General features: G+C 42.7%; 19 protein-coding genes and 1 tRNA gene. 9 read left to right on the top strand and 11 right to left on the bottom strand.

Features of this window, described 5'->3' with window-relative positions; genetic code table 11:
- Positions 1–186 precede the first annotated feature (186 nt).
- Positions 187–531, top strand: a complete 345-nt coding sequence (locus AB4135_RS14700; RefSeq protein WP_371994035.1) for a hypothetical protein — start codon at positions 187–189, stop codon at positions 529–531.
- Between the two features lie 33 nt (positions 532–564).
- Here AB4135_RS14700 and AB4135_RS14695 read toward each other — a convergent pair whose 3' ends face one another.
- The 5 genes from AB4135_RS14695 to ppsA all read right to left on the bottom strand — a co-directional run bounded on the left by AB4135_RS14695 (position 565) and on the right by ppsA (position 7683).
- Positions 565–978 carry a PliI family lysozyme inhibitor of I-type lysozyme gene (locus AB4135_RS14695; RefSeq protein ID WP_371994033.1) on the bottom strand — a complete coding sequence of 138 codons (414 nt, stop codon included), beginning with the start codon at positions 976–978 and terminating at the stop codon, positions 565–567.
- Between the two features lie 56 nt (positions 979–1034).
- A complete protein-coding gene (locus tag AB4135_RS14690) occupies positions 1035–1454 on the bottom strand; it encodes a MarR family winged helix-turn-helix transcriptional regulator (protein ID WP_371994032.1) in 420 nt (139 codons plus the stop codon).
- Positions 1455–1610: 156 nt separating this feature from the next.
- Positions 1611–2045: a DUF1285 domain-containing protein gene (locus AB4135_RS14685; RefSeq protein ID WP_371994030.1), complete on the bottom strand. Its 435-nt coding sequence runs from the start codon at positions 2043–2045 to the stop codon at positions 1611–1613.
- Between the two features lie 77 nt (positions 2046–2122).
- Positions 2123–5173 (bottom strand): FAD-binding and (Fe-S)-binding domain-containing protein, encoded by a 3051-nt coding sequence (locus AB4135_RS14680; RefSeq protein ID WP_371994037.1) that lies wholly within the window; start codon positions 5171–5173, stop codon positions 2123–2125.
- A gap of 140 nt (positions 5174–5313) precedes the next feature.
- Positions 5314–7683, bottom strand: a complete 2370-nt coding sequence (gene ppsA, locus AB4135_RS14675) for a phosphoenolpyruvate synthase (protein ID WP_248975122.1) — start codon at positions 7681–7683, stop codon at positions 5314–5316.
- 126 nt (positions 7684–7809) lie between these two features.
- Here ppsA and AB4135_RS14670 point away from each other — a divergent pair, with 126 nt between their 5' ends.
- Together AB4135_RS14670 and AB4135_RS14665 are read left to right on the top strand one after the other, a co-directional pair.
- Positions 7810–8622, top strand: a complete 813-nt coding sequence (locus AB4135_RS14670) for a pyruvate, water dikinase regulatory protein (RefSeq protein ID WP_371994028.1) — start codon at positions 7810–7812, stop codon at positions 8620–8622.
- A gap of 544 nt (positions 8623–9166) precedes the next feature.
- Positions 9167–10231 (top strand): 3-deoxy-7-phosphoheptulonate synthase, encoded by a 1065-nt coding sequence (locus AB4135_RS14665; protein ID WP_371994026.1) that lies wholly within the window; start codon positions 9167–9169, stop codon positions 10229–10231.
- A gap of 80 nt (positions 10232–10311) precedes the next feature.
- Here the strand turns inward: AB4135_RS14665 and AB4135_RS14660 are convergent, their stop codons facing one another.
- Together AB4135_RS14660 and AB4135_RS14655 are read right to left on the bottom strand one after the other, a co-directional pair.
- Complete coding sequence (locus tag AB4135_RS14660) at positions 10312–11427, bottom strand: acyltransferase family protein (protein WP_371994024.1); 1116 nt, start codon at positions 11425–11427, stop codon at positions 10312–10314.
- A gap of 124 nt (positions 11428–11551) precedes the next feature.
- On the bottom strand, positions 11552–11995 hold the full coding sequence (locus AB4135_RS14655; protein WP_371994022.1) for a GNAT family N-acetyltransferase: 444 nt from the start codon (positions 11993–11995) through the stop codon (positions 11552–11554).
- Positions 11996–12269: 274 nt separating this feature from the next.
- Here AB4135_RS14655 and AB4135_RS14650 point away from each other — a divergent pair, with 274 nt between their 5' ends.
- On the top strand, positions 12270–12695 hold the full coding sequence (locus tag AB4135_RS14650) for an acyl-CoA thioesterase (RefSeq protein WP_371994020.1): 426 nt from the start codon (positions 12270–12272) through the stop codon (positions 12693–12695).
- Positions 12696–12914: 219 nt separating this feature from the next.
- Positions 12915–13574: a response regulator gene (locus tag AB4135_RS14645; protein ID WP_371994018.1), complete on the top strand. Its 660-nt coding sequence runs from the start codon at positions 12915–12917 to the stop codon at positions 13572–13574.
- A 69-nt stretch (positions 13575–13643) separates the two neighbouring features.
- Here AB4135_RS14645 and AB4135_RS14640 read toward each other — a convergent pair whose 3' ends face one another.
- Entirely contained in the window at positions 13644–14933 is a 1290-nt protein-coding gene (locus tag AB4135_RS14640) for an NAD(P)/FAD-dependent oxidoreductase (protein WP_371994016.1), read from the bottom strand.
- 399 nt (positions 14934–15332) lie between these two features.
- Between AB4135_RS14640 and AB4135_RS14635 the strand changes: the two genes are divergently transcribed.
- A complete protein-coding gene (locus tag AB4135_RS14635) occupies positions 15333–15665 on the top strand; it encodes a hypothetical protein (RefSeq protein WP_371994015.1) in 333 nt (110 codons plus the stop codon).
- Positions 15666–15723: 58 nt separating this feature from the next.
- On the opposite strand, the gene AB4135_RS14630 is transcribed toward AB4135_RS14635, so the two are convergent.
- On the bottom strand, positions 15724–19152 hold the full coding sequence (locus tag AB4135_RS14630; RefSeq protein ID WP_371994013.1) for a NahK/ErcS family hybrid sensor histidine kinase/response regulator: 3429 nt from the start codon (positions 19150–19152) through the stop codon (positions 15724–15726).
- A gap of 173 nt (positions 19153–19325) precedes the next feature.
- Here AB4135_RS14630 and acs point away from each other — a divergent pair, with 173 nt between their 5' ends.
- From acs to AB4135_RS14615, 3 genes are all read left to right on the top strand, one after another.
- On the top strand, positions 19326–21278 hold the full coding sequence (gene acs / locus AB4135_RS14625; protein WP_371994011.1) for an acetate--CoA ligase: 1953 nt from the start codon (positions 19326–19328) through the stop codon (positions 21276–21278).
- Between the two features lie 160 nt (positions 21279–21438).
- A complete protein-coding gene (locus AB4135_RS14620) occupies positions 21439–23184 on the top strand; it encodes a DEAD/DEAH box helicase family protein (protein WP_371994009.1) in 1746 nt (581 codons plus the stop codon).
- 167 nt (positions 23185–23351) lie between these two features.
- Positions 23352–23618, top strand: coding sequence for a GrxA family glutaredoxin (locus AB4135_RS14615; protein ID WP_220736211.1), 267 nt, complete (start codon positions 23352–23354; stop codon positions 23616–23618).
- 86 nt (positions 23619–23704) lie between these two features.
- Here the strand turns inward: AB4135_RS14615 and AB4135_RS14610 are convergent, their stop codons facing one another.
- Positions 23705–24865 (bottom strand): DcaP family trimeric outer membrane transporter, encoded by a 1161-nt coding sequence (locus AB4135_RS14610; RefSeq protein ID WP_371994007.1) that lies wholly within the window; start codon positions 24863–24865, stop codon positions 23705–23707.
- 1082 nt (positions 24866–25947) lie between these two features.
- Positions 25948–26040: transfer RNA gene (locus tag AB4135_RS14605), tRNA-OTHER, on the bottom strand.
- Positions 26041–26093: the final 53 nt, after the last annotated feature.

The raw sequence follows: 26093 nt of genomic DNA, 5'->3' as shown, positions 1-26093 counted from the left end.
CTTATCTCAGGACGGGACAATGTTTGAGTAAAAAAAGCCAAGCAGTTGCTTGGCTTTTTTTTGACTTTTTATCTGCATATTTCCAACTACATAAGCTCTTTTCACTCAATATTCATTTTTCCACACTGGCAAACGTCATATTCCTCTGCTTGAATTAAAGGCCCTAGGGAAATAGTGGGTCCTAACATGGTTTGTTTTAAGTATGATCTCAACCAAGAAAATATTGAATTACAAGCGAGTAATTGGTGTGGCTTGGAGCAAGCTTATGTCAACGGCAAACGGGTCTCTAGAAAATTAAACTTCGGCCATAATAGCGAACATCAAGTCGTGCTTCGAGATGGTAAACCTGCAAGGCTGCATCTCTTTCTTGATCCTGCCACCGAACAGCTCATATGTAGGATCTATAAACAAAATAATTTGGTCGCAAGTTTAAAGCAAGGTAAAAGAGAGTTATATCGAAGTCGGCTAATGAGCCAGCAGAGCATTTTAGCTTTAGGGTTATTGGCAGTATTTCTACTTATGGTTAGCTAGTAAAAACTGCCAATCAACGCTATCGAGTCACAATCAACAAAGCTCAATCTCATTAGATGTAACGCAAATCAACTGGCTTGCTTGATAATTGCCGCTGCCAGCCGTCACTGTTGTAATCGATAGCTTTTGCTTATCGTCACCATTCTCAATTAAAACAGCCTTCACTATGGTGCCGTCACGGGGAAAATTAACAGCAGCAACAAAATCACCTACGTTAAGATCTTTATAAAGCTTAACGCTAATGCTACCAATAGAGCGAGGCTCTAAACGCCCCTCTTCCACGACTAAGGTTGCCCCATTAGCCAGCGCTATTGATTGAATAAACCCAGCGCTTTGACTGACTTGCTCGGCGGATTTAACTGCAGGCTTTGTTTTCGACTTATTAATATTGACTGAACAAGCTGTGACGGTGATAGCGACAATGACAGCGACGCAAATACGGTGCATAGTAATTCCTTTTAAAAAGAGTCGCCAATCGGCAAAACTCAGACTTGCGATTAGGACTAATCTGAGAAGCGGTTAATTTTATTGATTAAGGCTAAGAATTCGGCTTGCTCTTCAACAGTTAGATTTTCCAAAAACATCTCGTTGACCCGCTCAGCCTCACGAATAAGGTCTTGCTCTAACGCTTTACCATTATTGGTAAGGTATATATTGAATGCGCGGCGGTTATCGAGATCTTGTTGACGGCTAATGAGTTGCTGCTGTTGCAGTTGATCCAACAATCTGGTCATGGTGTAGTTAGCAACATCACAACGCTTTGACAGCTCAGTTTGAGTCACACCCTCTTCCTGCCAAAGCGAAAACAGCACAGGCCAAAGTTTAATGTCCAGATCATAGCGTTTAAGCCTCTGATCTAACGCATTTTGTAGGTCAACATTTAGATGGGAGACCAAGTAACTTAAACTTTCAAATCGATTCAATCAGCACCTCCTAAGCAGCTTAGCGGTTCATTTAATCTTATCACCTACGCTAAAAGAAACTAGCCTTAGCGATAGCTAATTGTTGATTATCAATCAAAAAGCTTATAAATCATAATCTTGAAATGGTTAATTCGCGTTCATGCTCAAGCAACCATTTTAGGCTATGAATTCATTTATAAATCGATAGAAACTGGCTCGGTTTAACTTAGCAACAAGCCCCCTTTCTAACTGCAGCGTAATTTTGTCGTCCGTTACAGTAAAACCATCAAAACTTGCAAGCTCATGCTCAGTGCCAATACTTGATATAACTTCAAAAGTACCCGCTTGCTTTGCATCATAATCAACGATAACGAGCGCTTCAGTCTCGACATTAACCTTTAGTTTTTCCACCGGAGTGATCAGATAGTATCCGCCTTCAACCCTATGCAAAATACTGGCAAACAGTTTACTAAACTTAAGCGGTAATTGACCAGCACGATAGTACCAATCACCGTTGTCGGTTATCTCGAAAATCGCAGTCGCATCACATAATGGAACCCCTGCGTTCAGCGTTTTGAGTGCTTCCGTCGCGGTTGTTTTTTCTGAGGTCATGAAAAAGAGTCCTCTTTAATTAGTGACAAATTTAAAGACAAAAAAACTAGCCTGTGGCTAGTTTTTTTGTCTGTCAGCTAGAGTAAGTTTAGCAAGGCTTCTATCGGATGCTTAGGTTTAAAACCACTGAAGCGTTTTACCTGACTTCGACACGAGTAACCTGAGATCAGCACTTGTGAAGAGGGTAACTTTGCCAGGGTTTGCTCCCAAGACATCGCATAAAGCGTTTTAGAGCGCTCAAGGTTTTCTGCCTCATGGCCATAGGTTCCTGCCATACCGCAGCAACCAAGGCTGACCGTATTAAGCTTAGCGCCAAAGTGCTCAAAAATACTGTGCCATTCTTTAGCTGTATTTGGTTTAGCCGTTGACTCAGTGCAGTGACTAAACCAAGTAAACTCATTGGCGTCGGTGACACTGTCTGTAGTTTCAGGCTTAGGCCGTTTCTCAATCACATCAAGCAACCATTCATTAGCTAGCTGCACATGGAAGTCGCCTCTCGCGCCGCCAAGTACTTCTGCATATTCGTCGCGATAGCAAAGCACTAACGCGGGATCGATACCGACCATCGGCATATCTAGCTCTGCGATTTCATTTAAGAAATCCGCAGTTGATTTGGCAGTCCGCGCAAATTTATCTAAAAAGCCCTTAATATGGATTGGCTTACCGTTAGGCTTAAACGGTAACAAAATAGGCTTAAGACCGAGTTTCTCAATAAGCTTTATAAAGTGCAGTACAGTGCCCGCTTCGTAAAAAGTATTGAAAGGGTCTTGCACAACGAGCACGTAATCATGGCGCTCAGAAGCTGGTATTTGCTTTATCGCCGCTAGATCATAGCCGCGACTAGCATGGCCTTCTAAACGTTGCTTTAAAGTCGGTACAGACAGTGCAGGTGAATCGACATAACCGAGCGACTTTTTAATCACCCACTTACTCAAGCTATTTTGTGAAACGGCATTAACCAGCTTTGGCGCCGATGCCATTAATGGCAGTGAGTCTTCGATTCCTGCAACTAAATAATCTTTAGCAGGACGCAAGTACCGCTGGTAATAAATATCAAAGAATTGTGCTCTAAACTTAGGCACATCGACTTTGACCGGGCACTGGCTTGAACATGCTTTACACGCTAAGCAGCCTTTAAGCGACTCCATCACTTCATGGGAGTAGTCGTACTCTTTATCTATTTTTAAGCTATTTTGCGCTCTTTGAAGCCAACCTAATGGCTTAGCACGGGCCAGCTCATTAACATCAATGCCTTCAGCTTCTAATAAACGTAGCCACTCACGCATTAATCCTGCACGTCCTTTAGGAGATTGAACTCTATCTCCGGTCACTTTAAAAGATGGGCACATCGGTGAGTAATGGCTGTAATTAAAACACAGGCCGTTACCATTACAATTCATCACATCAGGAAAGGCATCACGCGTTTTAATCGGTATTTGTCTATCGAAGCTACCACGCTTTACGCTATCAACGTTATAGAGCATCGGCCCGCTATTCTTAGGCGCTACCAGTTTACCGGGATTAAGCTTATTGTGCGGATCAAACAGCCCCTTAACCTCTTCAAGCAAACCATATAAATGCTCTCCAAAAACCGCAGGGCCGTATTCGCCGCGGACACCTTTACCATGCTCGCCCCACATCAATCCGCCATATTTGAGGGTTAAGTCTGCCACTTGATCTGAAATCGTCTTGAGCAATTTTTCGTCTTCAACATCGCACATATCAAGCGCTGGACGCACGTGTAATACACCTGCATCCACATGACCAAACATGCCATATTGCAGCTCATGGCTATCTAGCAGGGCTCTAAACTCAATAATAAAATCGGCCAGCTTCTCTGGTGGCACCGCAGTGTCTTCAGCAAATGCCAGCGGTTTACGTGTGCCTTTTGCGGCACCTAAAAGACCAACCGCCTTTTTACGCATTGCATATATGGTGTTAATGCTATTTCTGTCAGAGGTGATTTGATAGCCTAACAGCCCCGCCTCCCCCTGTTCCAGTTGCTCAGTCAGCATGGTTTCAAGCAGGCTGAGTCTAGCTTCTACATCCGCTTGTTCACCGGCAAACTCAACCATATTAAGTCCGTCGATCTCTTTACCCGGCACATCGGTGATGAGTGATGACACTGAGTGCCAAATAATGTCCTCTTTGGCAAGGTTAAGCACCTTTGAATCGACAGTTTCTACCACCGTGGCTTTGGTTTTTACAAGATCTGGCGCATGACGCAACGCCGACTCAAACGAATCATACTTAATATTGACCATCATCCGGCAGGTTGGTAGCGGGGTAATGTTAAGCTTGGCTTCGGTAATCACCGCCAAGGTGCCTTCGGAGCCTGTCAATATTCGCGAAAGATCAAAATGCTGTAGCTGTTCATCCCAAACATTTTTAAGATCGTAGCCAGTCAAAAAACGGTTCAATTTGGGAAAACGTTGATCTATCTGCTCACGGTTGTCTTTGCATATTTTGGCAACCGTTGTCAGTAACTGTTGACCGAGCTCATTGTCAGTAATCCCACTCACATCATCGAGTTCTGCCTGTGTAACAGGCTTAGTTTCAAGCTCACTGCCATCAAAGAGTATGCTGGTTAAGCCCAACACGTGATCTGAGGTTTTACCGTAAACTAATGATCCAGCGCCAGAAGCGTCAGTGTTAATCATTCCACCTAAAGTGGCACGATTTGACGTTGATAAGTCTGGGCTAAAGAAAAAACCATGGGGGCGTAAAGCATCATTTAGCGCGTCTTTCACTACACCAGCTTGTACTTTGACCCACCCTTCGGCCGCATTCACTTCTAAAACCTGATTCATGTAGCGCGACATATCAACAATAATGCCATGGGTTAAAGACTGCCCATTGGTGCCTGTACCGCCGCCTCTTGCACTAAAGACCACTTTGTTAAACTCTGGTTGATTGGCAAGTGTTAACGCAACTTGTACATCATCAGCGGTCTTAGGATAGATCACTGCTTGCGGCAAGAACTGATAGACCGAGTTATCGGTGGCTTGAGCTAATCGAGCACTATAGCGAGTATCGATATCGCCACTAAATTGACCATCCTCTAAGGTTGATAGAAAGGAAAGGTAAACAGGTTCAAGCGTTTGTTGGTGTGATAACTTCGGTAACATGGCGGCTTCTGTCAATTATTATTCTTAAGTTTATGCCGAACATTATAAACAAAAAAAAGCCGCTAAAAAGCGGCTTTTTTAATGTTTTTAACGAATTGTTAAATCACGCAGATTTAACATCCCATTTTTACTGGCTTACGTTAGCCATGTGCTTCAGCTAGGTATAGCCAAGTATCAATTACAGTATCTGGGTTTAGCGATACGGTATCGATGCCTTGTTCAACTAACCAAGCGGCGAAGTCATTGTGATCTGATGGACCTTGACCACAAATACCAACGTATGCGCCTTTTGCTTTAGCCGCTTTAATTGCCATGGCAAGTAGCGCTTTAACCGCATCGTTTCGCTCATCGAACAGGTGGCTGATAATACCTGAATCACGATCTAGACCAAGTGTTAGCTGGGTTAAGTCATTTGAACCGATAGAGAAACCATCGAAATGCTCAAGGAACTGGTCAGCAAGCAATGCGTTTGATGGAAGCTCACACATCATAATAACGCGTAGGCCATCTTTACCGCGCTCAAGACCTTCCTCTTTAAGCAACTGAATGACTTGCTCAGCTTCGCTCACTGTGCGTACAAATGGAATCATGATCTCAACGTTCTTAAGACCCATATCATTACGTACACGCTTGATTGCTTCACACTCTAGCGCAAAACAATCACGGAACGATTCAGAGATATAACGGCTAGCTCCACGGAAGCCCAGCATTGGGTTTTCTTCCTCTGGCTCATAACGGTCACCACCAACAAGGTTTGCGTATTCGTTTGACTTAAAGTCAGACATACGAACAATCACTTTTTTAGGGTGGAATGCTGAACCGATAGTCGCAATACCTTCAACCAAACGAGCAACATAATACTCAACTGGCGAGTCGTAACCGGCGATCATCTCGTGGATCTCTTCTTGAAGTTCAGCCGTTTGCTGGTTAAATTCAAGTAGTGCCTTTGGATGAATACCGATCATACGGTTAATGATGAACTCAAGACGCGCAAGTCCAACACCTTCGTTTGGCAGACGAGCGAAATCAAATGCTCTGTCAGGGTTACCAACATTCATCATAATCTTCATCGGAAGATCAGGCATTGAATCAACACGTGATGAAATCACTTCGAAATCTTGCAGACCATTGTAGATAAAGCCTGTGTCACCTTCAGCACAAGAAACAGTCACTTCCTGACCATTCTCAATACGTTCAGTTACATCGCCACAACCTACTACTGCTGGAACACCTAATTCACGAGCAATAATAGCTGCGTGACAAGTTCGTCCACCACGGTTAGTAACAATAGCACTTGCGCGCTTCATGATTGGTTCCCAATCAGGGTCTGTCATGTCTGTTACCAGTACATCACCAGGTTGGATCTGGTCCATATCGTCAATTGACTTAAGGACTTTAGCAACACCTTTACCAATCTTGTGTCCGATTGCACGGCCTTCACAAACAACATCACCTTGAGTCTTAAGGTGGTAACGCTCAATAAGCTGTACATCTTCACGAGAACGAACAGTTTCAGGGCGAGCTTGAACAATATACAACTTACCGTCGTTACCGTCTTTTGCCCACTCGATGTCCATTGGACGACCGTAGTGCTTCTCGATAGTCATAGCCTGCTTAGCAAGCTCTTGTACTTCTGCGTCGTTGATTGAGAATTCACGACGCTTATCTGCGGCGATATCTTCAATCTTAACTTGCTTACCGTGGGATTCATCATCTGAATACACCATCTGAATAAGCTTGCTACCAATATTGCGGCGAACAACCGCTTTATGGCCAGCAACTAAACTTGGCTTATGAACATAAAATTCATCAGGGTTAACCGCACCTTGAACAACCATTTCGCCTAGACCGAATGAAGAGGTAATAAATACCACGTCATTGTTACCAGACTCAGTGTCCATAGTGAACATAACACCTGAAGATGCCTTATCAGAGCGCACCATACGCTGAACACCAGCAGAAAGTGCAACGCCTTTATGGTCATACCCTTGGTGAACTCGGTATGAAATAGCTCGGTCGTTAAACAAAGAAGCAAATACATGCTTAGTTGCTACGAGTACCGCTTCATAACCTTTAACGTTTAGGAATGTTTCTTGTTGTCCCGCAAAAGATGCATCCGGCATATCTTCTGCAGTAGCTGAAGAGCGAACCGCAAAAGATGCGTCACTGGTTTCAGCGGCAAGTTTGTCGTAAGACTCACGAACGACTTGCTCAAATTCTGGATGGAACGGGGTATCGATAACCCACTGTCTAATCTGTGCACCTGCTGTAGCGAGTGCATTCACGTCATCTACATCTAGAGTTTCTAGAATCTCGTATATCTTCTGGTTAAGTCCGCTTTGTTCAAGAAATTCATTGAACGCAAAAGACGTTGTCGCAAATCCACCAGGCACTTGAACACCTGCATTTGAAAGATTGCTAATCATCTCACCAAGAGAAGCGTTTTTACCGCCGACCTTGTTGACGTCACCCATGCCTAATTCTTGATACCAGAGTACGTATTGCTGCACAGTTCTAATCTCCGCAAGTATATTTTAGTGTGGCTCTTCACACGAGAGCAGCGGCATTTTACACTCCCCAACAACAAGCGTAAATGTATAATTTTATTTGTAATTTTATTACTACAAGAGGTCAAAATGTTGCGTAAAGTATTTTATATCTCAGATGGGACGGCGATCACAGCGGAAGTGTTTGGCCATGCAGTACTAAGTCAATTTCCCCTTGAATTTGATGCACTTACTATTCCGTTCGTTGAAACAGAAAAAAAAGCTGAAGCCGTTAAGGCTCAAATTAATGATTGTTTTATTACAACAGGTGAGCGACCACTGGTTTTCCATTCTATCGTCAAACCAGAGATTAGAGACATCATCTATAGCAGCGAAGGACTCGATTACGACTTTTTGAACACATTCGTTGCACCTTTAGAGAAGCAATTAGGCATGCCTGCAACGCCAGCTTTACACCGAACTCATGGTAAAACCAACGACAGTTATGAAGCGCGTATAGAAGCAATTAACTACGCAATGGAAAATGATGACGGCCAAACCATGAAGCATATGGACAAAGCTGACCTTATTTTATTGGGTGTATCTCGCTGTGGTAAAACCCCCTCGAGCCTATACCTTTCAATGCAGTTTGGTATAAAGGCAGCAAATTACCCTTTCACCGAAGATGATATGGATAATTTGAAGCTTCCTGAAGCATTGAAGCGCAACAAAGACAAATTGTTTGGCTTAACCATTGATCCCGTTCGTTTGCATGAGATCCGCCAAAGCCGTATGTCGAATAGTCGTTACTCTTCATTGCGCCAATGCAGGACTGAGGTGAAAGAGGTAGAAATGATGTATAAAAGGGAGCGTATTCCGTTTGTAAATACCACCAATCATTCGGTTGAAGAGATCGCGACCAAGATCTTAGAAGCAACCAGCCTAGAGCGCCATATGTTCTAATGCTGATAATGAATGCTTATATAATGCCAATTGCATTAAAAGTTTGACCATTCAGCGGCAATTCAAAACGCTGTAGGCAAGTAGTGGGATTTAAGCTAATCGTCATTCGATATCCAAATCCCATAGCGAAGCGTACAGCGTTTTGCCCATTTTTTACTTCAGCCGCACTAGGTCTGAACGGGTCAAATACTTAATGCAATTGGTATAAGCCTTCATTCATCAAATGTTATCGCGCTTTTGACTCTAATAGTGCTCCTTATTGGCCATTAAAAGGCCTACCTACTGAGTACTTTGCCACTTACAACACATCACACCCGCTTATTCTCTGCTTCCTATACGCACTAACCAGCCCTTAGTTACACAACAACTATTTAAAGCTAATCAAGCATTTCAGCAACACTTATGCATAACATAAATCAAATAGTTGCTAATAAGAGGCAAATTAGCGCTAAATTTCCGTTATTTGCCACTGTGCATAACGCTATGATTCGTTATAATCCGAAGTAATCAGGCAAAAAGCCCATACGAACGCTCGGTATTGTGAATGACCATTAAAACAGACGAACTACGCACCTCACTTTTATGTAAGGTAATTTCACCTGCACAACTCGCTTCTGAATACCCTTTAACTCAAGATGCTGCTGACTATCTCGTTGAGCAACGTCGTGAAGTAGAGGCTATTATCAATGGCGATGATCAACGATTACTCGTCATCATCGGCCCATGCTCAATACATGACACAGAAGCTGCACTCGATTACGCTCAACGTTTAGCAAAGCTACATCAGCAATATAAAGATGACCTATGCATCCTTATGCGTGTCTATTTTGAAAAGCCACGCACTACGGTCGGCTGGAAAGGACTAATCTCTGATCCCGATTTAGATGGCAGCTTTAGTCCAAATAAAGGTTTGCGTAAAGCGCGCCACCTTTTGCAGCAGATCACAGAACTAAAACTACCTATCGCAACAGAATTCCTCGATATGGTTAATGGTCAGTACATTGCAGACTTGATCACTTGGGGCGCGATTGGCGCACGTACTACAGAAAGCCAGATACACCGTGAGATGGCGTCAGCACTTTCATGCCCAGTTGGTTTTAAAAATGGTACTGACGGTAACATCGATATTGCCGTTGATGCAGTACGAGCAGCGCAGGCTCCGCATATCTTCTACTCACCAGATAAAGATGGTGCAATGGCAGTTTACCGTACTCATGGTAACCCTTATGGTCACATTATTTTACGTGGTGGTAAGCAACCGAACTACCATAGCGAAGATATAGAAAAAGCCGCTACTCAACTAAATAGTGTGGGTGTGACTCAACGTATGGTTGTCGATTTTAGCCACGGTAATAGCCAGAAGAAGCATAAACAACAATTAAACGTTGCTGATTCAATTATGCAGCAGATGACCGCGGGTTCAACAGCCATTGCAGGCATCATGGCAGAAAGTTTTATCGAAGAAGGCAACCAAAAAGTCGTTGCGGGTGAAGAACTTGTATACGGAAAGAGTATTACCGATGCCTGTATTCACTGGCAAGATTCGGAAAAGTTACTGAACGATCTAGCTAAAGCTTCACGCGCCAGAATCGAGTTACTAAAGAAATAGCTTTTGATAAGCGTATCAATAGAAAAGCACTTTCTGCAAAGTTAGTGCTTTTTTTTATCGTAGTATAAACACGTCTAAACTCAGCACGGCAAAGTTCGTGTTTGAAGATGCTTGTGTATCATCCTCATTTTCTGGCGGCTAGGTATCTCAACTAATCGATAAAGAATATGCGCTGACAAAATTGATAACAGTACACAACAGCATCCAAAGAAATACCCTCTTTCTATACCTAAATGCTCCGCTATATAGCGACATAACCCCATAACAGGAACGTGACACAAATAAAGACTAAATGAAATTTCCCCAAACCAAAATAAAATTGGCAAGGACATGAACTTTGAAATTGGACCTACTGATTTATAAGCAGATAGAATAACAACTACAAAGCTAATGATTAGCAATATGTCTGGTTTAATACCTTCATTTAATAGCTTCGGTGAAAATATCAAGCCAGTGGTGGTAAAGGCCACAGAGATAATTAATAAAAAATCCCAATTACATTCAACTTTCAAGTTATCTATGATGCAATACAATCCGCAACCAATTAAAAAACCACCAGCCACTCTAATTAGTGGTCCTGAAGACGATACTACGTTTATTGTTCCAAAGGTGGCATATAAATACCCTAGCATCAGTCCTCCGACTGTAGCTAAAAACACCCCCAATAAAATAGTAATATTGCTCTTTGCAAGTCGTACTACGATAGGAAAAATAACAACATATGCAAAGAATTCTGCACTTATAGACCATGCTGGAGTATTCCAAACATACCCATCAGGCATAAACCACTGCCTAATCATTAATGTCAGAGTCAACCAATCTAGCGCAGAGGACTGACTAACCCAAGGCTCTTTAGCTTCTAATTCCTGCATAAAAAGAAAAGCTAATAACATCAGAACCATTATCAAAAAGTGAACAGGAAATAACCTTGCTAATCGATACCAGGTAAATTTAAACCAGAATGCCTTTCCCCCTACAACTCCTTGTTTTAAATAAACATGAGAAATAATTGAACCACTTAGGATAAAAAAGAAGTCAACGCCTAAATAGCCATATCGAATTACAGGAAACTCAGTAAACCAATCAAACGTTGAGAAATAACGCAAGTGATAAATCACAACATAGAGTGCCGCAGCTCCTCGCAAAGAGTTAAGTGCTTTACGATAACCTGCTGCCAACTCTATTGCTCCATTCACTATCACCTATTCCCCAAATAATCATGTAGTACCAAATTTGAAGTTTAGTACGCTGTCGACTAATTAAGATTATTTTTATGCGTGATTGCTCCGCTCATCATGTCATGCCATAAGTTAAAAACTGTTAGCTATCGACACTCCCTTGTAAGCTCAAACTCTTTCTTAACCAACAACGACTATGTCCGGGCATATAGTCTTTTAATTCACCAAAAACACTGTAACCACGACGCTTATAAAACTCGACGGCTTGGTAACTAAAGCTGGTTAAATGTGAATGTTCACAACCATTCTTGCGAGCTTCTTGTTCTATTTGATTAATTAGCTTAGTGCCGTAGCCTTGGCCGCGTAGTGTTTCTGACACCCAAAATGAATCAATCCACAGCCAACCAAAATTGTCATAATTGCCTATAACTCCGCCTAACAGTTCTCCATTAGGATTTCGCAAGACGAATGCTAATTCATGTCGACCTGTCGCAGCGACTTTCGTTTGACTGAATGTTTCAATGCCATCCCAAATGGTCGCTTGCTCCAACTCTGATAACTTATCTTTACGTGTTATCCGATACATAGATTTTCCTTTGTGCGATCTATAGTGATACAACTGCAGCTAACAGCTTCAATGGTAACTAATTTCATTCGGTTGACATTTTAAACTCAACCTATTGAAAATTAATACAATTGTAAAGCTATAAAAGTCACAAAGAGCACCTTACTCGACAGTTTGATCCCGTTCTATTACTAGTCGGATTTAATATAATTAGCCATAAGTACTAATTATCTGTTGTGAATACTAGCAAACGACTATAATCGCGCCTTTCTTGTGCATAACCTTAGGTTGCCGTATGCCCCTAACTCAAACTCCGACTCAATTCAGTGAAGCGATGTCGCTAAGAATTGAACAGTCTGAAGCTCGCGTTATTAAAGCTGTCTTCCCATCAATTACTAACCACCACAATACACTGTTTGGTGGAGAAGCCTTGGCTTGGATGGATGAGACAGCATTCATTGCTGCAACACGCTTTTGTCGCAAAACCTTAGTCACGGTCAGTTCAGATAGAATTGATTTTAATAAGGCGATCCCAGCAGGTTCTCTAGCGGAGATTATTGCCAGGGTGATTCATGTAGGTAATACCTCAATCAAAGTTGAAGTTAATATTTTTGTAGAAGATATGTACCAAGACCTTCGCGAACACGCTATACGCGGTGTATTTACCTTTGTCGCGGTAGACGATGATAGAAAACCTACAGCCGTTTGGACTTTAGGCTAATCGGACATAATTTAAAGAGGTTTAACTAAAACCTCTTTAGTTTGTTGCAAACTTTTGTTTAACCCGTTAATAAAAGATCAAACCTTTAGACCAAAGTCTAACTCCACGCAAAAATTTACCAAATTATAACGTTTGTCGGATAAAGCCATAGAATAGCTTGTCATTTATCTGTTACATTGAAAGTATCTTCACGAGCAACCAAAATAACCCTATAAAGCCATGAAGCCTGAAAACTTAAATATAATAATTGCGGATGACCATCCTCTATTTAGAAACGCCTTAAGACAAGCATTAGCCACAGCGTTCACCAATACTCAGTGGTTTGAAGCTGATAGCGCTGATGCGTTACAAAACCTCCTGGACAATAGCGACATTGAATATGATGTTGTATTGCTGGATCTACAGATGCCAGGTTCTCACGGCTATTCAACATTGATCCATCTTAGAACCCACTACCAAGAGCTCCCTGTTGTTGTTATCTCAGCTCATGAAGACAATACGACTATCAGTCGTGCTATTCATTATGGTAGCTCTGGTTTTATCCCTAAATCATCATCCATGGAAACCCTTGCGACAGCACTAGAGGCAGTTTTATTTGGTGATGTATGGTTACCTGAAGGCGTTGAACTGCAAGAAGTCAGCGATGATGGTACCGATCAGATGGCCAGTAAACTTTCTGATCTCACCCCGCAGCAATATAAAGTACTGCAGATGTTTGCTGAAGGCTTACTTAACAAACAGATTGCCTATGATTTAGGGGTTTCAGAAGCGACGATTAAAGCGCATGCCACCGCTATATTTAGAAAACTGGGGGTTCGAAATCGCACCCAAGCAGTCATCGCACTGCAACAGTTAGAGATGGAAAAAGTTGATCTATAACTGAATCGAAACTCAATAAAAATACCGCATTTTATGCGGTTTTTTTATGTTCATTTATAAGCTGACATACTACCTAAAATTTTCCATCACCTTGTAGTACATCATCCCCAATGCCAATGTTTGATTGCCAAACCACTCATTGAGAGGAATGCGTAAATGCGACATCTCTGCAAATAAGCTAAATTGTTGTTGCTCTCCAATAACCGCATTAGCCATTATCTCCCCCATAATGTGAGAAGTGGCAACCCCATGACCCGAGTATCCTTGGCAATAGAATACATTTTTTGAAACCTTGCCTAACTGTGGAATGCGATTGAGTACTATGCCAGCCATACCCGTCCACTCATACTCTATATCGATCCCTTTAAGTTGCGGGAAAGTGCGCTCCAGCGCTGGCCTAAGCTCATTTGCAACATTTTTAGAGTCTCGTCCCGAATAATTAGTGCCACCACCAAACATTAAGCGGTTATCGGCGGTTAGTCGGTAATAATCCAATACAAAACGAGTGTCATACACAGCAACATCTTTGGGGATCAAACTTTGGGCTTGCTCAGAGGTAAGTTGTGCAGTGGTGCAGTTACCCAATGATGCTGGAAACAACATGCCTCTTAATTTTTTTCTCGCCAACTTATGATAGGCATTCCCTGCTAACACCACACTGTTCGCGGTGATCTTTCCTTTTGACGTGGTCACTGTAGCAAGAACCCCATCATCAATATCTATAACCGCCGAGTTTTCAAAAATTTGTGCGCCCATGCTCTCTGCGGCTTTTGCCTCGCCAATACAAAGATTAACTGAATGTAGGTGCATATTGCGCTTGTTTAATAGGCCACCGTGATACAAAGGGGTATTGATGTATTCAGGTAACTGCTCTCTAGTTAGTAGTTCAAGTTCGTTGTCCATACCATGTCTGCAAGCTTCATCATAAGTCTGTTGCAGTTCACTTAGATGACTTGCTTTATAAGCAGTATGTAAGTGACCATATTTAAGATCGCACTCAATAGCATACTTCTTTACTCGTGCTTTGATTATCTCATGCCCACGCCAGCGCATATTCCAAACAAACTGCTCAGCATCAGTGCCCAATTTATTGCGTAGCTGCTTAGTCATGGCGGCATCGCCTGACAAACTGCCAGTCACCTGGCCACCATTGCGGCCTGTCGCTCCCCAACCAATCTTATTAGCCTCAACAATCGCAACCTTGTAGCCTTTCTCACAAAGCTCTACTGCCGTCGCTACGCCAGTAAAGCCACCGCCCACAATCACCACATCAACACGTATATCGCCTTCTAGCTCAGGGTAGTCAGTTTCAGTATTGATGGTGGCGTTGTAGTAAGAGTTGCAGCGTGGTTGTGACATAACAATTTCCTTTTGAGTAATTGATTACTTCTTGTTTTATATTTTTTACACTTCGTTCAGTATATCCATCTTTAATATTGGGTCAAGTCATCATAAACCGGAACAGCTGAAGCCAAAAAATTTGTCACTCTTGATCCGAGAACTTTATTCCAAGTCGGTTTACTTCATTTGAAGCAATAACTTGTCGAGTGATATTTCAGCGACTATCTTCAATAGTGAACGGTAAATACCTTTTACATTGATAGGTCGTAAGCATCGTCCTCTGTTCCACTCTTCTTAACTTATCAATAAGGAGGTGGTATTGCCGAAAATGATAAAACATATGTTGCCGAGAGGCGTACAGGCATAGCTCTGGGTAAATTCGGCATATTAAGTCACGATTTAGATAAGGACTGTGAAATGAAAAAACTCGGTTTAGTAATAGTTATCCTCGCGCTTAGTGCCTGTGCATCCGCACCCGCAACTTGGAAAGGCATGTCAGAAAGAGATATCGCTGCATGGAAGGAGATTGGCTTTAACGCTGAACAAGCTCAAGCATGGAAAGGTAGCGGTTTCACCCCAGAGCAATCGGAGAGTTGGTCTAAACAAGGCTTTAACCTTACCAGCGCCACAAGTTGGAAAGGACAATCTTTTGATGCTGAAGAAGCGCAGAGCTGGAAGACTGGTGGCTTCGACGTAGACAGTGCCGTTGAATCAAGAGATAAGGGTTTAACTCCAGTAAAAGTTGAATAATTCAAGCCACATGTAAGTAGAAAAGGCACAAGCGATGTGCCTTTTCTGTTTTCAAAAATTAGTCCTTTCTGACCAAACTGGAGATCAATGCTCTAAGCGCTGCTGGTTTCACCATTTTGGCCATATAGTGGTAACCTCGAAGCTGAATGTCATCAATCAAATCTTTTCGAGTATTCGCAGTAATTAATATACCCGGAAGCTTTTCACCATAAAGATTTCTGACACCATCCATCGCATCAACGCCATTTTGATCATTATCTAGATGATAGTCTGCAAGTACGATATCAGGAGCGACCCCTTTAAGCCCAAGCTTAATTCGAGCATCAGCAAAGTCGTTGGCGCAGATAACCTCACACTGCCATCGCGTTAATAAGCTTTCCAGCCCCGCTAAGATAGCCTCTTCATTATCAATGCATAATACTTTTACACCCGCTAAAGGTTGCAATAGAGAGGCTACTTTTTTCGGCGTTGGCGTAGTGACCTTCTCACCCAGTGGCACCTTAATTGAAAATACTGAGCCCTGCCCTAATATTGAACTGACATTAATTTCATGTTCTAAAACACGACTAATTCGGTCTGCAATGGCTAAGCCTAAACCTAAACCACTGGCACTTTTACTTTCAGGATTATCCAGTCGTTTAAACTCTTTAAAAATCTCTTTGGTTTCATTTTCATCAATACCACAGCCGGTATCAAGGACTTGAATTTCAAGTTCGCCGCCACGATAACGACAGCCCAACAAAACACGGCTTCCCTTGGCATAACGATATGCATTAGTTAAGAAGTTTTGTAACACGCGTCTTAATAAGCTTGGATCTGAATTAATGGTCGCAGAGCAAGGAATTGCGCTAAAGTTAATTGAACAATCTTTAGCCATCGCCTCAAACTCAACCGCTAAGCCATCAAGCAGATCTGCAATGGCAAAATCACGTCGATTAACATCGACCATTCCAGAATCTAGTTTCGAAATATCGAGTAGGTCTGTCAGTAATTCACCAGCAATTTTCAGTGAGCTATTAACATGATTTAGGGTCGTTTTAGCTTCTAGATCTAAGTTTGGGTATTGCGAAAGTGAGGCCGTGAAAAGTCGAGCTGCATTTAACGGTTGCATTAAGTCGTGGCCTACCGCGGCAAGAAACTGACTTTTAGATGCATTTGCCATCTCCTCTTGCGCCTTTGACTCCAACAGTTTGCTGTTAAGCATTGATAACTCGTATGTGCGCTCCTTAACCCTTGCTTCGAGCGTCTCATTCGACTCTTGCAACGCTTTGGCTTGCAAGCGATATTGGGTAATATCTGTAAAAGTCATCACAAAGCCACCGCCGGGCATAGGATTACCCTGAATTTTTATGACTTTGCCATCTTTGCGCTGCCGCTCTGAAACATGCTGAGTACCATTGCGCATATGCTGCACGCGCTTGTCTACTTGCTCCTCAATATCGCCAATACCACAATAACCGCGCTCAGCATTAAAACGAACCACATCACTGATCGGCATGCCTGCTTGTAAAAAATTGTCTGGATAGTCATACAGCTCTGCATACTTAAAGTTCCAAGCAACCAAATTCAAATCTTTATCGACCACGCTCATACCTTCGTAGGCATGTTCAATTGCACCTCTAAGCATATCTTGACTCAAGATAATTTTAGAGGAAGCCTCATCCACTAGGCTAAATACTTCATCAAGAGCCAAATCTCGACCTTGCATCACCGAGTCCATCACCAGTGATGCACTTGAAGCGCCAAGCACCCCTGCGAGCATATGTTCGGTATGCGCGATGAGTTCAGGCGGCGCAACCTTATGCCAGCTGTCACTTTTTACTGCATCTTCAGAAAACCCTGAAAAACTCTCGTACGCCCTTGTCGGACTTACAAAGCGACTTGCTAATATGAGTAGATCTTGCTGAGAAACGGGTGCACTTTTGCGGTTAGTATCTTTTTTCAATCGTCCTGGTGTTACAAAAGCACTGGCCTGTATGCGCTCGGCAACACCGGCGCGAAACCAGATTGAACCAAGCATATAACAACCGCAGTTCGCCAATAATGCGATAAGAATATCGCGTACATTGGGCTTGATAGAATCTAATAAAGCAATATCGGTCGCGACAATGCCGGAATGGTCAGCAGCTCCCTGCAGCAAAATGTAACACCAGCAACCAAAGCCAACCGCCAGCCCTAAGAAAACACCACTGCGATTACCGTGTTTCCAATACATACCACCGATTAACGCCGGAGCCAATTGAGCAAACGCACCAAATGACAACATACCTAAAGAGGATAAGGAGTCGTTGTCCATAAACGTTAGATAGCTAAAATAGCCCAGGCCTAGAATGAGCATAATGGCAAGACGGCGAGCATTAAGCAGTAGTTGTGAAAATTGGCTAAAATTTCTGGCTTTTATCTGCCCAGTTCGCAACATTAGCGGTACCAGCCACTCATTACTGACCATCACGCTAATGGTTACAACTGCAACAATGACCATCCCCGTTGCAGCAGACAGTGTGCCGAGCAGCGCGACGACAGCCAGCCAAGGTTTATCGAGTGCCAAAGGCAAATTAATCACGTAGGTGTCAGCAGCTACCGCATCACCGAGTAATAACTTGCCAGCCAAAGCAAGTGGCGCCACAAATAGGCCAAACAACAGTAGATAAACCGGGAACATCCACTTAGCTTTAACCATGGTTTTTTCATTAGTGCACTCAACCATCATGACGTGGAATTGCCTTGGCATACACAAAAAGGCAGCCATACCCACGAGTAATTCAGGCATTAGTGATTCGATACGAAGGTTTGGTTCGTTGATTAAATCCTTGGCACTGGCTTGTTGCCAAATATCGCCAAAGCCATCAAAAACCCCAAAACTAATGACAATACCAACAAGTAAAAATGCACCTAATTTCACTAGAGACTCAAATGCAATCGCCAACATCATACCGGGGTTATGCTCAGTGGCATCAAGCTTTCGTGTACCAAATAAAATGGCAAAAATGGCTAATAAACCAGTTATAACCAGCGAGACTTTTGTACCATCGAACAATGCCCCCTCAGGCTGAAAAAGATTCAAGCTAAAGACCATCGCTTTAAGTTGCAACGCAATATAGGGCATGATGCCAAACAGAGCGATTAAGGTGACTATGGCCGCAAGTACCTGAGATTTACCGTATCTTGCTGCAATAAAGTCGGCAACAGAGGTAATGTTTTGCGCCTTTGACACAATCACCATCTTTCTTAGCAATCCAAAGCCAACTGTGAATATTAAGATGGGGCCGATAAAGATTGGGAGGAATGACCAAAGATCATCGGCTGATTGACCAACCGTGCCGAGAAAACTCCAGGATGAACAGTAAACAGCGAGGCTTAAACCATAGATCCAAGTTTGGATCCGCTTAGTAATACGACTGAACCAGCGCTCAGCTCCCCAAGCAATGAGGAACAAGATACATACATATATGATGGCAATGGTGCCAACCAGAACAGTCAAATTCATAGGATTCTCTTTTTTTTACCTATTTTGCGGTAAAAACCAAATGAAATCTAGCCAAAAATAAATTACAACCATTTAAAAAATAAGGATATTTTTTTACTAGACCAAGGTCTAATAGAGATATAACCCTCACACAATCCATACTCATCTCACGCAAATTAGATAAGGGAAGCCCAATGAGCATGCAGTCTCTCTACAAAGTTCCAAGTGAAATCGCAGCCAATGCACTTGTAAATGACGAACAATATAAAAAAATGTATCAGGAGTCGATTGTAAACCCTGAAGGTTTCTGGAGAGAACACGGCAACCGTATCGATTGGATGAAACCCTTTACTAAAGTAAAGAAAACGTCGTTCGATGACCATAACTTGTTCATCAAATGGTTTTATGATGGCACGCTAAACGCTTCAGCCAACTGCCTTGACAGACATTTAGAAAATAATGCTGACAAAGTCGCCATTATTTGGGAAGGCGATGACGCAAAAGATCAGCGTACAATCACCTATGGTGAACTGCATGCTGATGTATGTAAGTTTGCTAACGCACTTCGTAGCCAAGGCGTAAGACGTGGTGACGTAGTAACAGTTTATATGCCAATGGTGCCAGAAGCTGCCGTTGCCATGCTTGCTTGTGCTCGTATTGGTGCTATTCACTCTGTGGTATTTGGTGGTTTCTCTCCAGATTCAATCGCATCACGCGTCATTGACGGTAACTCTAAAGTGGTTATTACTGCTGATGAAGGTGTACGTGCTGGACGAATTATTCCACTCAAAGCTAATATCGATGAAGCCTTATCGCACCCTGATGTCACTTGCATTGAAAAAGTCATTGTCATGAAGCGCACAGGCGGCGACATTAATTGGGTTGAAGGTCGTGATATCTGGTGGGAATCATTGATGGAAACCGCATCAGAGCACTGTATTCCTGAAGAGATGGGCGCTGAAGACCCGCTATTTTTGCTTTACACCTCAGGCTCGACCGGTAACCCAAAAGGTGTGCTGCACACCACAGGTGGCTACATGGTATACGCCGCAATGACTCACGAGTATGTGTTCGATTATAAAGATGGTGAGGTTTACTGGTGTACTGCTGATGTTGGGTGGATCACTGGTCACTCATACATGGTCTACGGCCCACTCGCCAATGGTGCTACCGTATTAATCCACGAAGGTGTACCTAACTACCCAAGCCCTGCTCGCCTAGGTGAGATGATTGACCGTCATAAAGTCAATATTTTGTACACCGCACCAACGCTTATCAGAGCATTGATGGCTGAAGGTAAAGAGCAATTTGATGGTTTTGATGGCAGTTCATTGCGTATCATGGGCTCGGTGGGCGAGCCGATTAATCCTGAAGCGTGGCGCTGGTATAATGACGTAATTGGTCACGAAAATTGTCCTATCGTTGATACATGGTGGCAAACCGAAACCGGTGGCATTTTGATTAGCCCGCTGCCGGGTGCAACCGATACTAAACCCGGTTCAGCAACTCGCCCATTCTTTGGCGTGCAACCAGCACTTGTCGATAACATGGGTAATATTGTTGATGGCGCGAACGAAGGTAACCTGGTTATTCTTGATTCATGGCCAGGACAGATGCGAACCGTGTTTGGTGACCATGACCGCTTTGTACTGACCTACTTTAAAACCTTTAGAGGCATGTACTTCACTGGCGACGGTGCAAAACGCGATGAAGATGGTTACTACTGGATCACTGGCCGTGTTGATGATGTGATTAACGTATCTGGTCATAGACTGGGCACAGCTGAAGTTGAAAGTGCTTTAGTTGCCCATGAGCAAGTTGCTGAAGCTGCTGTTGTTGGTTACCCCCACGACATTAAAGGCCAGGGGATCTATGCTTATGTCACGCTGACTCGAGGCACTGTTGAAACTGAAGAGTTGCGTCAAGAGCTTCGCCAATGGGTTAGAAAAGAGATTGGCGCATTGGCCACACCAGATCTTATCCAATGGGCGGGCGGCTTACCGAAGACACGTTCAGGAAAGATTATGCGTCGATTCCTACGTAAGATTGCCGCAAATGAAGTGACAAACTTGGGCGACTCTTCAACGCTGGCAGATCCTGCCGTCATTGACACACTAATTGAGTCTCGTCTCAATCGCAGTGAATAATTGTTGAGCATTAATATTCGCTTTACCTTCCCTAGCCCCTCATTGAGGGGCTTTTTTTAAGCCTTTAATAAACAAACCCACATTTTGCTTACCGTCACAGCGTATTTATGTGATGATTTCAATATCAGCTTTTATATTTACCTGCCAAACGGAAACTCACGTGCAACTTCGAGACTATCAGCAACAATCGGTTGATGCTGCCATTAACCACTTTAAGTCGACTAGTGATTCTGCCGTATTGGTACTTCCCACCGGAGCGGGTAAAAGTATTGTCATCGCTGAATTAGCGAGAATAGCCAAAGGTCGTGTGCTGGTGCTAACCCACGTTAAAGAGTTAGTGGCACAAAATGCAGAAAAAGTCGGTCTACTCACCGACAAGGCCTCGATTTACTCTGCGGGGTTAAATCAAAAATCGACCAATGGTAAAACCGTGGTCGCCAGTATTCAGTCTGCTGTTAAACAGCCAGCGCAATTTGATGAGCCCTATAGCCTCGTCATTATTGATGAATGTCATCGAGTCAGCCCTGAAAAAGATAGCCAATATCAGCAATTATTAGCTCACCTTAAATCGAAAAACAGCAATATTAGGCTGCTAGGCTTAACCGCGACTCCCTACCGTCTTGACTTAGGTTGGATATATCGTCATCACTACCATGGAAAAATCGGTAATACCGACAAGCCTGTGTTCGAGAAGTGTATATTCGAACTGCCCATGCGCCCGCTAATCAAACAGGGCTTTTTAAGCCAGCCTAAAATGTTTGATGGACTGAGTGCCCAATATGATTTTAGCGAGCTCACAGCAACGCCTACAGGCCAATATAACGAAACAGAGGTTAACTCTTTACTCAATCACTGCGGCCGTGCTACCACTGCAATCGTTAAACAACTCATTGAGCTAGCAAAGCATCGCCAAGGGGTGATCATTTTTGCCGCGACCGTTAAACATGCAGAAGAGATAATGGCGAAGCTTGACGGATATCAACCAGCACTTGTCACCGCCAAGACCTCTCGCGAAGATAGAGATTTACTCATTGCAGCCTTTAAAGCTAAGCAAATAAAGTTCTTAGTCAATGTGGCTGTACTCACTACAGGCTTTGATGCGCCCCATGTCGACTTAATTGCCATTTTGCGCCCCACGGCCTCGGTCAGTCTATTTCAGCAAATGGTGGGCCGTGGCTTGCGTATCGATGCAGGTAAAACTGAATGCCTCATTATTGACTACGCCGCCAATGGTTATGACCTTTTCTATCCAGAGGTCGGTCAGCCCAAACCCAATAGCAAATGCAAGCCTGTGCAGGTACATTGTCCTGTATGCGACTTCGCCAATATTTTCTGGGGTCTGACCGATGATGACGGCGATATTATTGAGCACTTTGGTAGGCGCTGCCAAGCATTAATAGAAACACTTGACGGCAAACAACAATGCGACTTTAGGTTTCGCTCTAAAGCGTGTCCAAATTGTGGAGAAGAAAACGATATTGCCGCCAAAGTCTGCAGCCATTGCCAAGCTGTGTTAGTAGACCCCGATAAACGACTCAAAGAAGTTTTACAGCAGAAACATCATCACCTGTTTAAATGCCAAAGTATGCTACTTGAGGCCGATGGGGAGCGCATAGTGGTGCGTTACATAGATATCGAAGGCAATGATTTCTGTCGCTATTTTAAGATGCAAACGGCCGCCCAAATAAGAGCCGTATTTGCCCTGTTTATTTTCCCCCATAGCAAAACACCTGGCATGAAACATATAAAGTATCGCTCAGCTCAGGAGCTTGCTAATGATGCTGATAGTTTTAGAAAGCCCGACCTATTGCTACTTAAGAAAGGAAAAAAAGGTTGGGATCTGCTTGAGTCTATATTTGATTATCAAGGCCGTTATCAAACCCAACCTAAAGATATGGAAGAGTAACAATAACTTTTCTGTTGTGGTTACAGTCAAAGCCGCAGTCACCGGCCAAATAAACGCCCTGCTATAACCGAAAATTCAGCAATACGATTAACACGACTACAAATATCGATTAGAACTAATCGGTAGCCTATGTTATAAAGTGCTCAAGCTATTTTTGAGGAATGAATATGTTTGTAGTTATTTTCGGTCGTCCGGGTTGTCCTTATTGTGTACGTGCAGTTCAAGTTGCAGAGCAACTTACTGAAAAGCGTGAAGATTTCAAATTCAAATATGTTGATATTCATGCAGAAGGGATCAGCAAAGCCGATCTAGAAAAAACAGTTGGCAAGCCAGTTGAAACAGTACCGCAGATCTTTGTTGATAAAGACCATGTTGGCGGTTGTACTGAGTTTGAACAATATGTACGAGACAATGACTTAATGCCTGCGGCGTAAGTTTATCAGCACAATAAAAAAGGAGGCAATCGCCTCCTTTTTTTGTTGTCTAAATTACCTAACTAACGGTAATCACCTTGTATCAACTAGAGCACATACTTCATTGAGAAGATGACACGATTTAGCTCACCGTCAGTACCATTCTCTCTCTCATTCTGCGCATACATATATTCAATACCGACTGTCAACGGCTTAACTGGTGAATAAAGTAAGTTGATGTAACCTGAGTAGGATTGCTTATTTACCGTACCACCAGTTAACGACGCATTATTGTCTGCTTTAAAACCCGAACCTGTAATACTGGTACGCCACTTGTCGTTCCACCAATGACGATACGAGATGTAACCGCCATAAGAGCTGATCGTTTCGATTTCACCTTTAGCATCGAGTACACCAGCATTAGCGTAGTTCAGCGCCATATAACGCCCTAACCCGTCACCATAAGTCGCTGACATTTTGATATCATCTTGGCCAACTGGAATTACCCCGGTAAAGCTAACTCCGTAGCCAAATTCAGAGGTGTCATAATTATCCTGCTCTACATTCAACTGTCTAGCAATACCTGCGAATGTGAAAGCCATACCATTTTCAGTTTTCATGTTATAACGAGCAACGAAGTCAGGCACCATGCCACTGCCACTGGTTATACGGCTACTTTTTAACTCCCCGCCATCGAGTGCACGATAGCTATTTACCGTCGTTTCAGGGTTTTCTGCAGAAAACTGAAAGCCGCCGTTGGTATATCTAACCATAGTTTGGCGCACAAATGGTGTACCGTCAGCAGCACCAACAAAATCTAAATTTTCAGGCAAAGCGCCTGGGTTTTGGAAGGTAGTCCACATTTGACCGGCAGCCCAATTGTCAAAACTTAAGAATGCCTGACGGATCCGAGGCGAGTAGCTGTTAGAGACCCGCTCGTTACCATCGGTATGAGTCATAAAATCCAGCTCAATAAAACCAACTAACTTATGACCATCAATATCGGTAGACGATTTAAAATTAAAGCGTGATTCCCTTGCTTGAAAATCGACAACCTGTTTACCATTACTTGAATCACCATAAATGGTACCTGGTACATAAAACTGTCGTGATAGACTGCCAGAATCAGGTGCGCCATTGCTGTAATCACTGAACATCACATCAGCTTTTACATAACCACCAAATTTAAAGTCCGTATCAGCCTGTGCACTTATACTCGTTGCAGCGATAAGCGAAGCACACAAGATACTTAATTTTGCTTGTTTCATTCCCTTTCTCCCGTATTTTTTATTATCCTTACGAAATATGACCGACTTAACATCAAGGCAACATTAGCAATAGGTCTATCAGACAAAGGTAGAACACCTTTCACTAATTAATCACTTTCGCATCCATCGCGGCTAATATTAGTAAAGAAAAATGTAAAGTGTTAACAACACACTAGAAAACAGAAAGAAAGATGTAACGATTCTTAAATAATGCCAGCTACGAAAATTAAGTAAAATGAATATGCCAGCGACAAGAAAAACCATATATTCAATTTTAAACAATGACTTAAAGAAAATTAAAAAGCTAAAAGTACAGTGATAAAAAATATGTAACACAGCTGTCATCTACTAAATAAAAACTTACTTATTATTTTATCTAACCTCAGAATTATTAGGCATTCCACCCTAAAATACCTTACTCACATAGGCTGGATTTAGTTTTTATAAAAATAATATCTACAGGAATAGCGACAAAAATAACCACTCAATGTCTAAAACGTAACTCATCAAAAATAGCTTCATTTGGTAAAATAATTACTGTGCTAGGTATAAAATAGGTAATGAGCATGGACTGAAGTAATCAGAAGCAGCTATTTATCATTATCAGTGTAAGAAGGTGAATTCAGACTTTAATTCCATAAGCCGTGAACCGTCGACCAATTGCTTGCTAACAAGAGCCAGTAACTGCTATTTAGCTCAAGCCGACACTACTGAGCTTATGCTATCAATCTTTAATGAAAAGGTTTTTCTAAGGAGTGTTTAAGAATCAATAAGAAGTGGTGGGTCGTGAAGGATTCGAACCGTCGACCAATTGCTTGCTAACAAGGGCCAGCCAACTGCTATTTAGCTCAAGCCGACACAACTGAGCTTATGCTATCAATCTTTAATGAAAAGGTTTTTCTAAGGAGTGTTTAAGAATTAATAAGAAGTGGTGGGTCGTGAAGGATTCGAACCTTCGACCAATTGCTTGCTAACAAGGGCCAGCCAACTGCTATTTAGCTCAAGCACACGCAACTGTTTTGATACGATGAAATTTTAATGCAAAGGTTTTATCTAAGAAATGATGCAGATTCAATAAGAAGTGGTGGGTCGTGAAGGATTCGAACCTTCGACCAATGTGGTAGTTAAGAGTAAAGCCAACTGTGCTCTTATTCAAAGCATCAACTGAACTAACCTATCTCTACCTTCTCCTTTTTTACCACCAGGAAAAGTGGTGGGCTGTGAAGGA

It is taken from the genome of Shewanella sp. 10N.286.54.B9, assembly GCF_041468565.1.
Classification (GTDB): domain Bacteria; phylum Pseudomonadota; class Gammaproteobacteria; order Enterobacterales; family Shewanellaceae; genus Shewanella.
The sequence above is the reverse complement of the archived record's forward strand: the minus strand, read 5'-3'. Positions and strand labels throughout refer to the sequence as shown.

Coding starts and splice junctions, on each gene's coding strand:
- AB4135_RS14610 (WP_371994007.1), bottom strand. CDS start 24,865: ATGAAACAAGCAAAATTAAGTATCTTGTGTGCTTCGCTTATCGCTGCA.
- AB4135_RS14635 (WP_371994015.1), top strand. CDS start 15,333: ATGAAAAAACTCGGTTTAGTAATAGTTATCCTCGCGCTTAGTGCCTGT.
- AB4135_RS14680 (WP_371994037.1), bottom strand. CDS start 5,173: ATGTTACCGAAGTTATCACACCAACAAACGCTTGAACCTGTTTACCTT.
- AB4135_RS14685 (WP_371994030.1), bottom strand. CDS start 2,045: ATGACCTCAGAAAAAACAACCGCGACGGAAGCACTCAAAACGCTGAAC.
- AB4135_RS14615 (WP_220736211.1), top strand. CDS start 23,352: ATGTTTGTAGTTATTTTCGGTCGTCCGGGTTGTCCTTATTGTGTACGT.
- AB4135_RS14645 (WP_371994018.1), top strand. CDS start 12,915: ATGAAGCCTGAAAACTTAAATATAATAATTGCGGATGACCATCCTCTA.
- AB4135_RS14700 (WP_371994035.1), top strand. CDS start 187: ATGGTTTGTTTTAAGTATGATCTCAACCAAGAAAATATTGAATTACAA.
- AB4135_RS14670 (WP_371994028.1), top strand. CDS start 7,810: ATGTTGCGTAAAGTATTTTATATCTCAGATGGGACGGCGATCACAGCG.
- AB4135_RS14665 (WP_371994026.1), top strand. CDS start 9,167: ATGACCATTAAAACAGACGAACTACGCACCTCACTTTTATGTAAGGTA.
- AB4135_RS14640 (WP_371994016.1), bottom strand. CDS start 14,933: ATGTCACAACCACGCTGCAACTCTTACTACAACGCCACCATCAATACT.
- AB4135_RS14630 (WP_371994013.1), bottom strand. CDS start 19,152: ATGAATTTGACTGTTCTGGTTGGCACCATTGCCATCATATATGTATGT.
- AB4135_RS14650 (WP_371994020.1), top strand. CDS start 12,270: ATGCCCCTAACTCAAACTCCGACTCAATTCAGTGAAGCGATGTCGCTA.
- AB4135_RS14695 (WP_371994033.1), bottom strand. CDS start 978: ATGCACCGTATTTGCGTCGCTGTCATTGTCGCTATCACCGTCACAGCT.
- AB4135_RS14655 (WP_371994022.1), bottom strand. CDS start 11,995: ATGTATCGGATAACACGTAAAGATAAGTTATCAGAGTTGGAGCAAGCG.
- acs (WP_371994011.1), top strand. CDS start 19,326: ATGAGCATGCAGTCTCTCTACAAAGTTCCAAGTGAAATCGCAGCCAAT.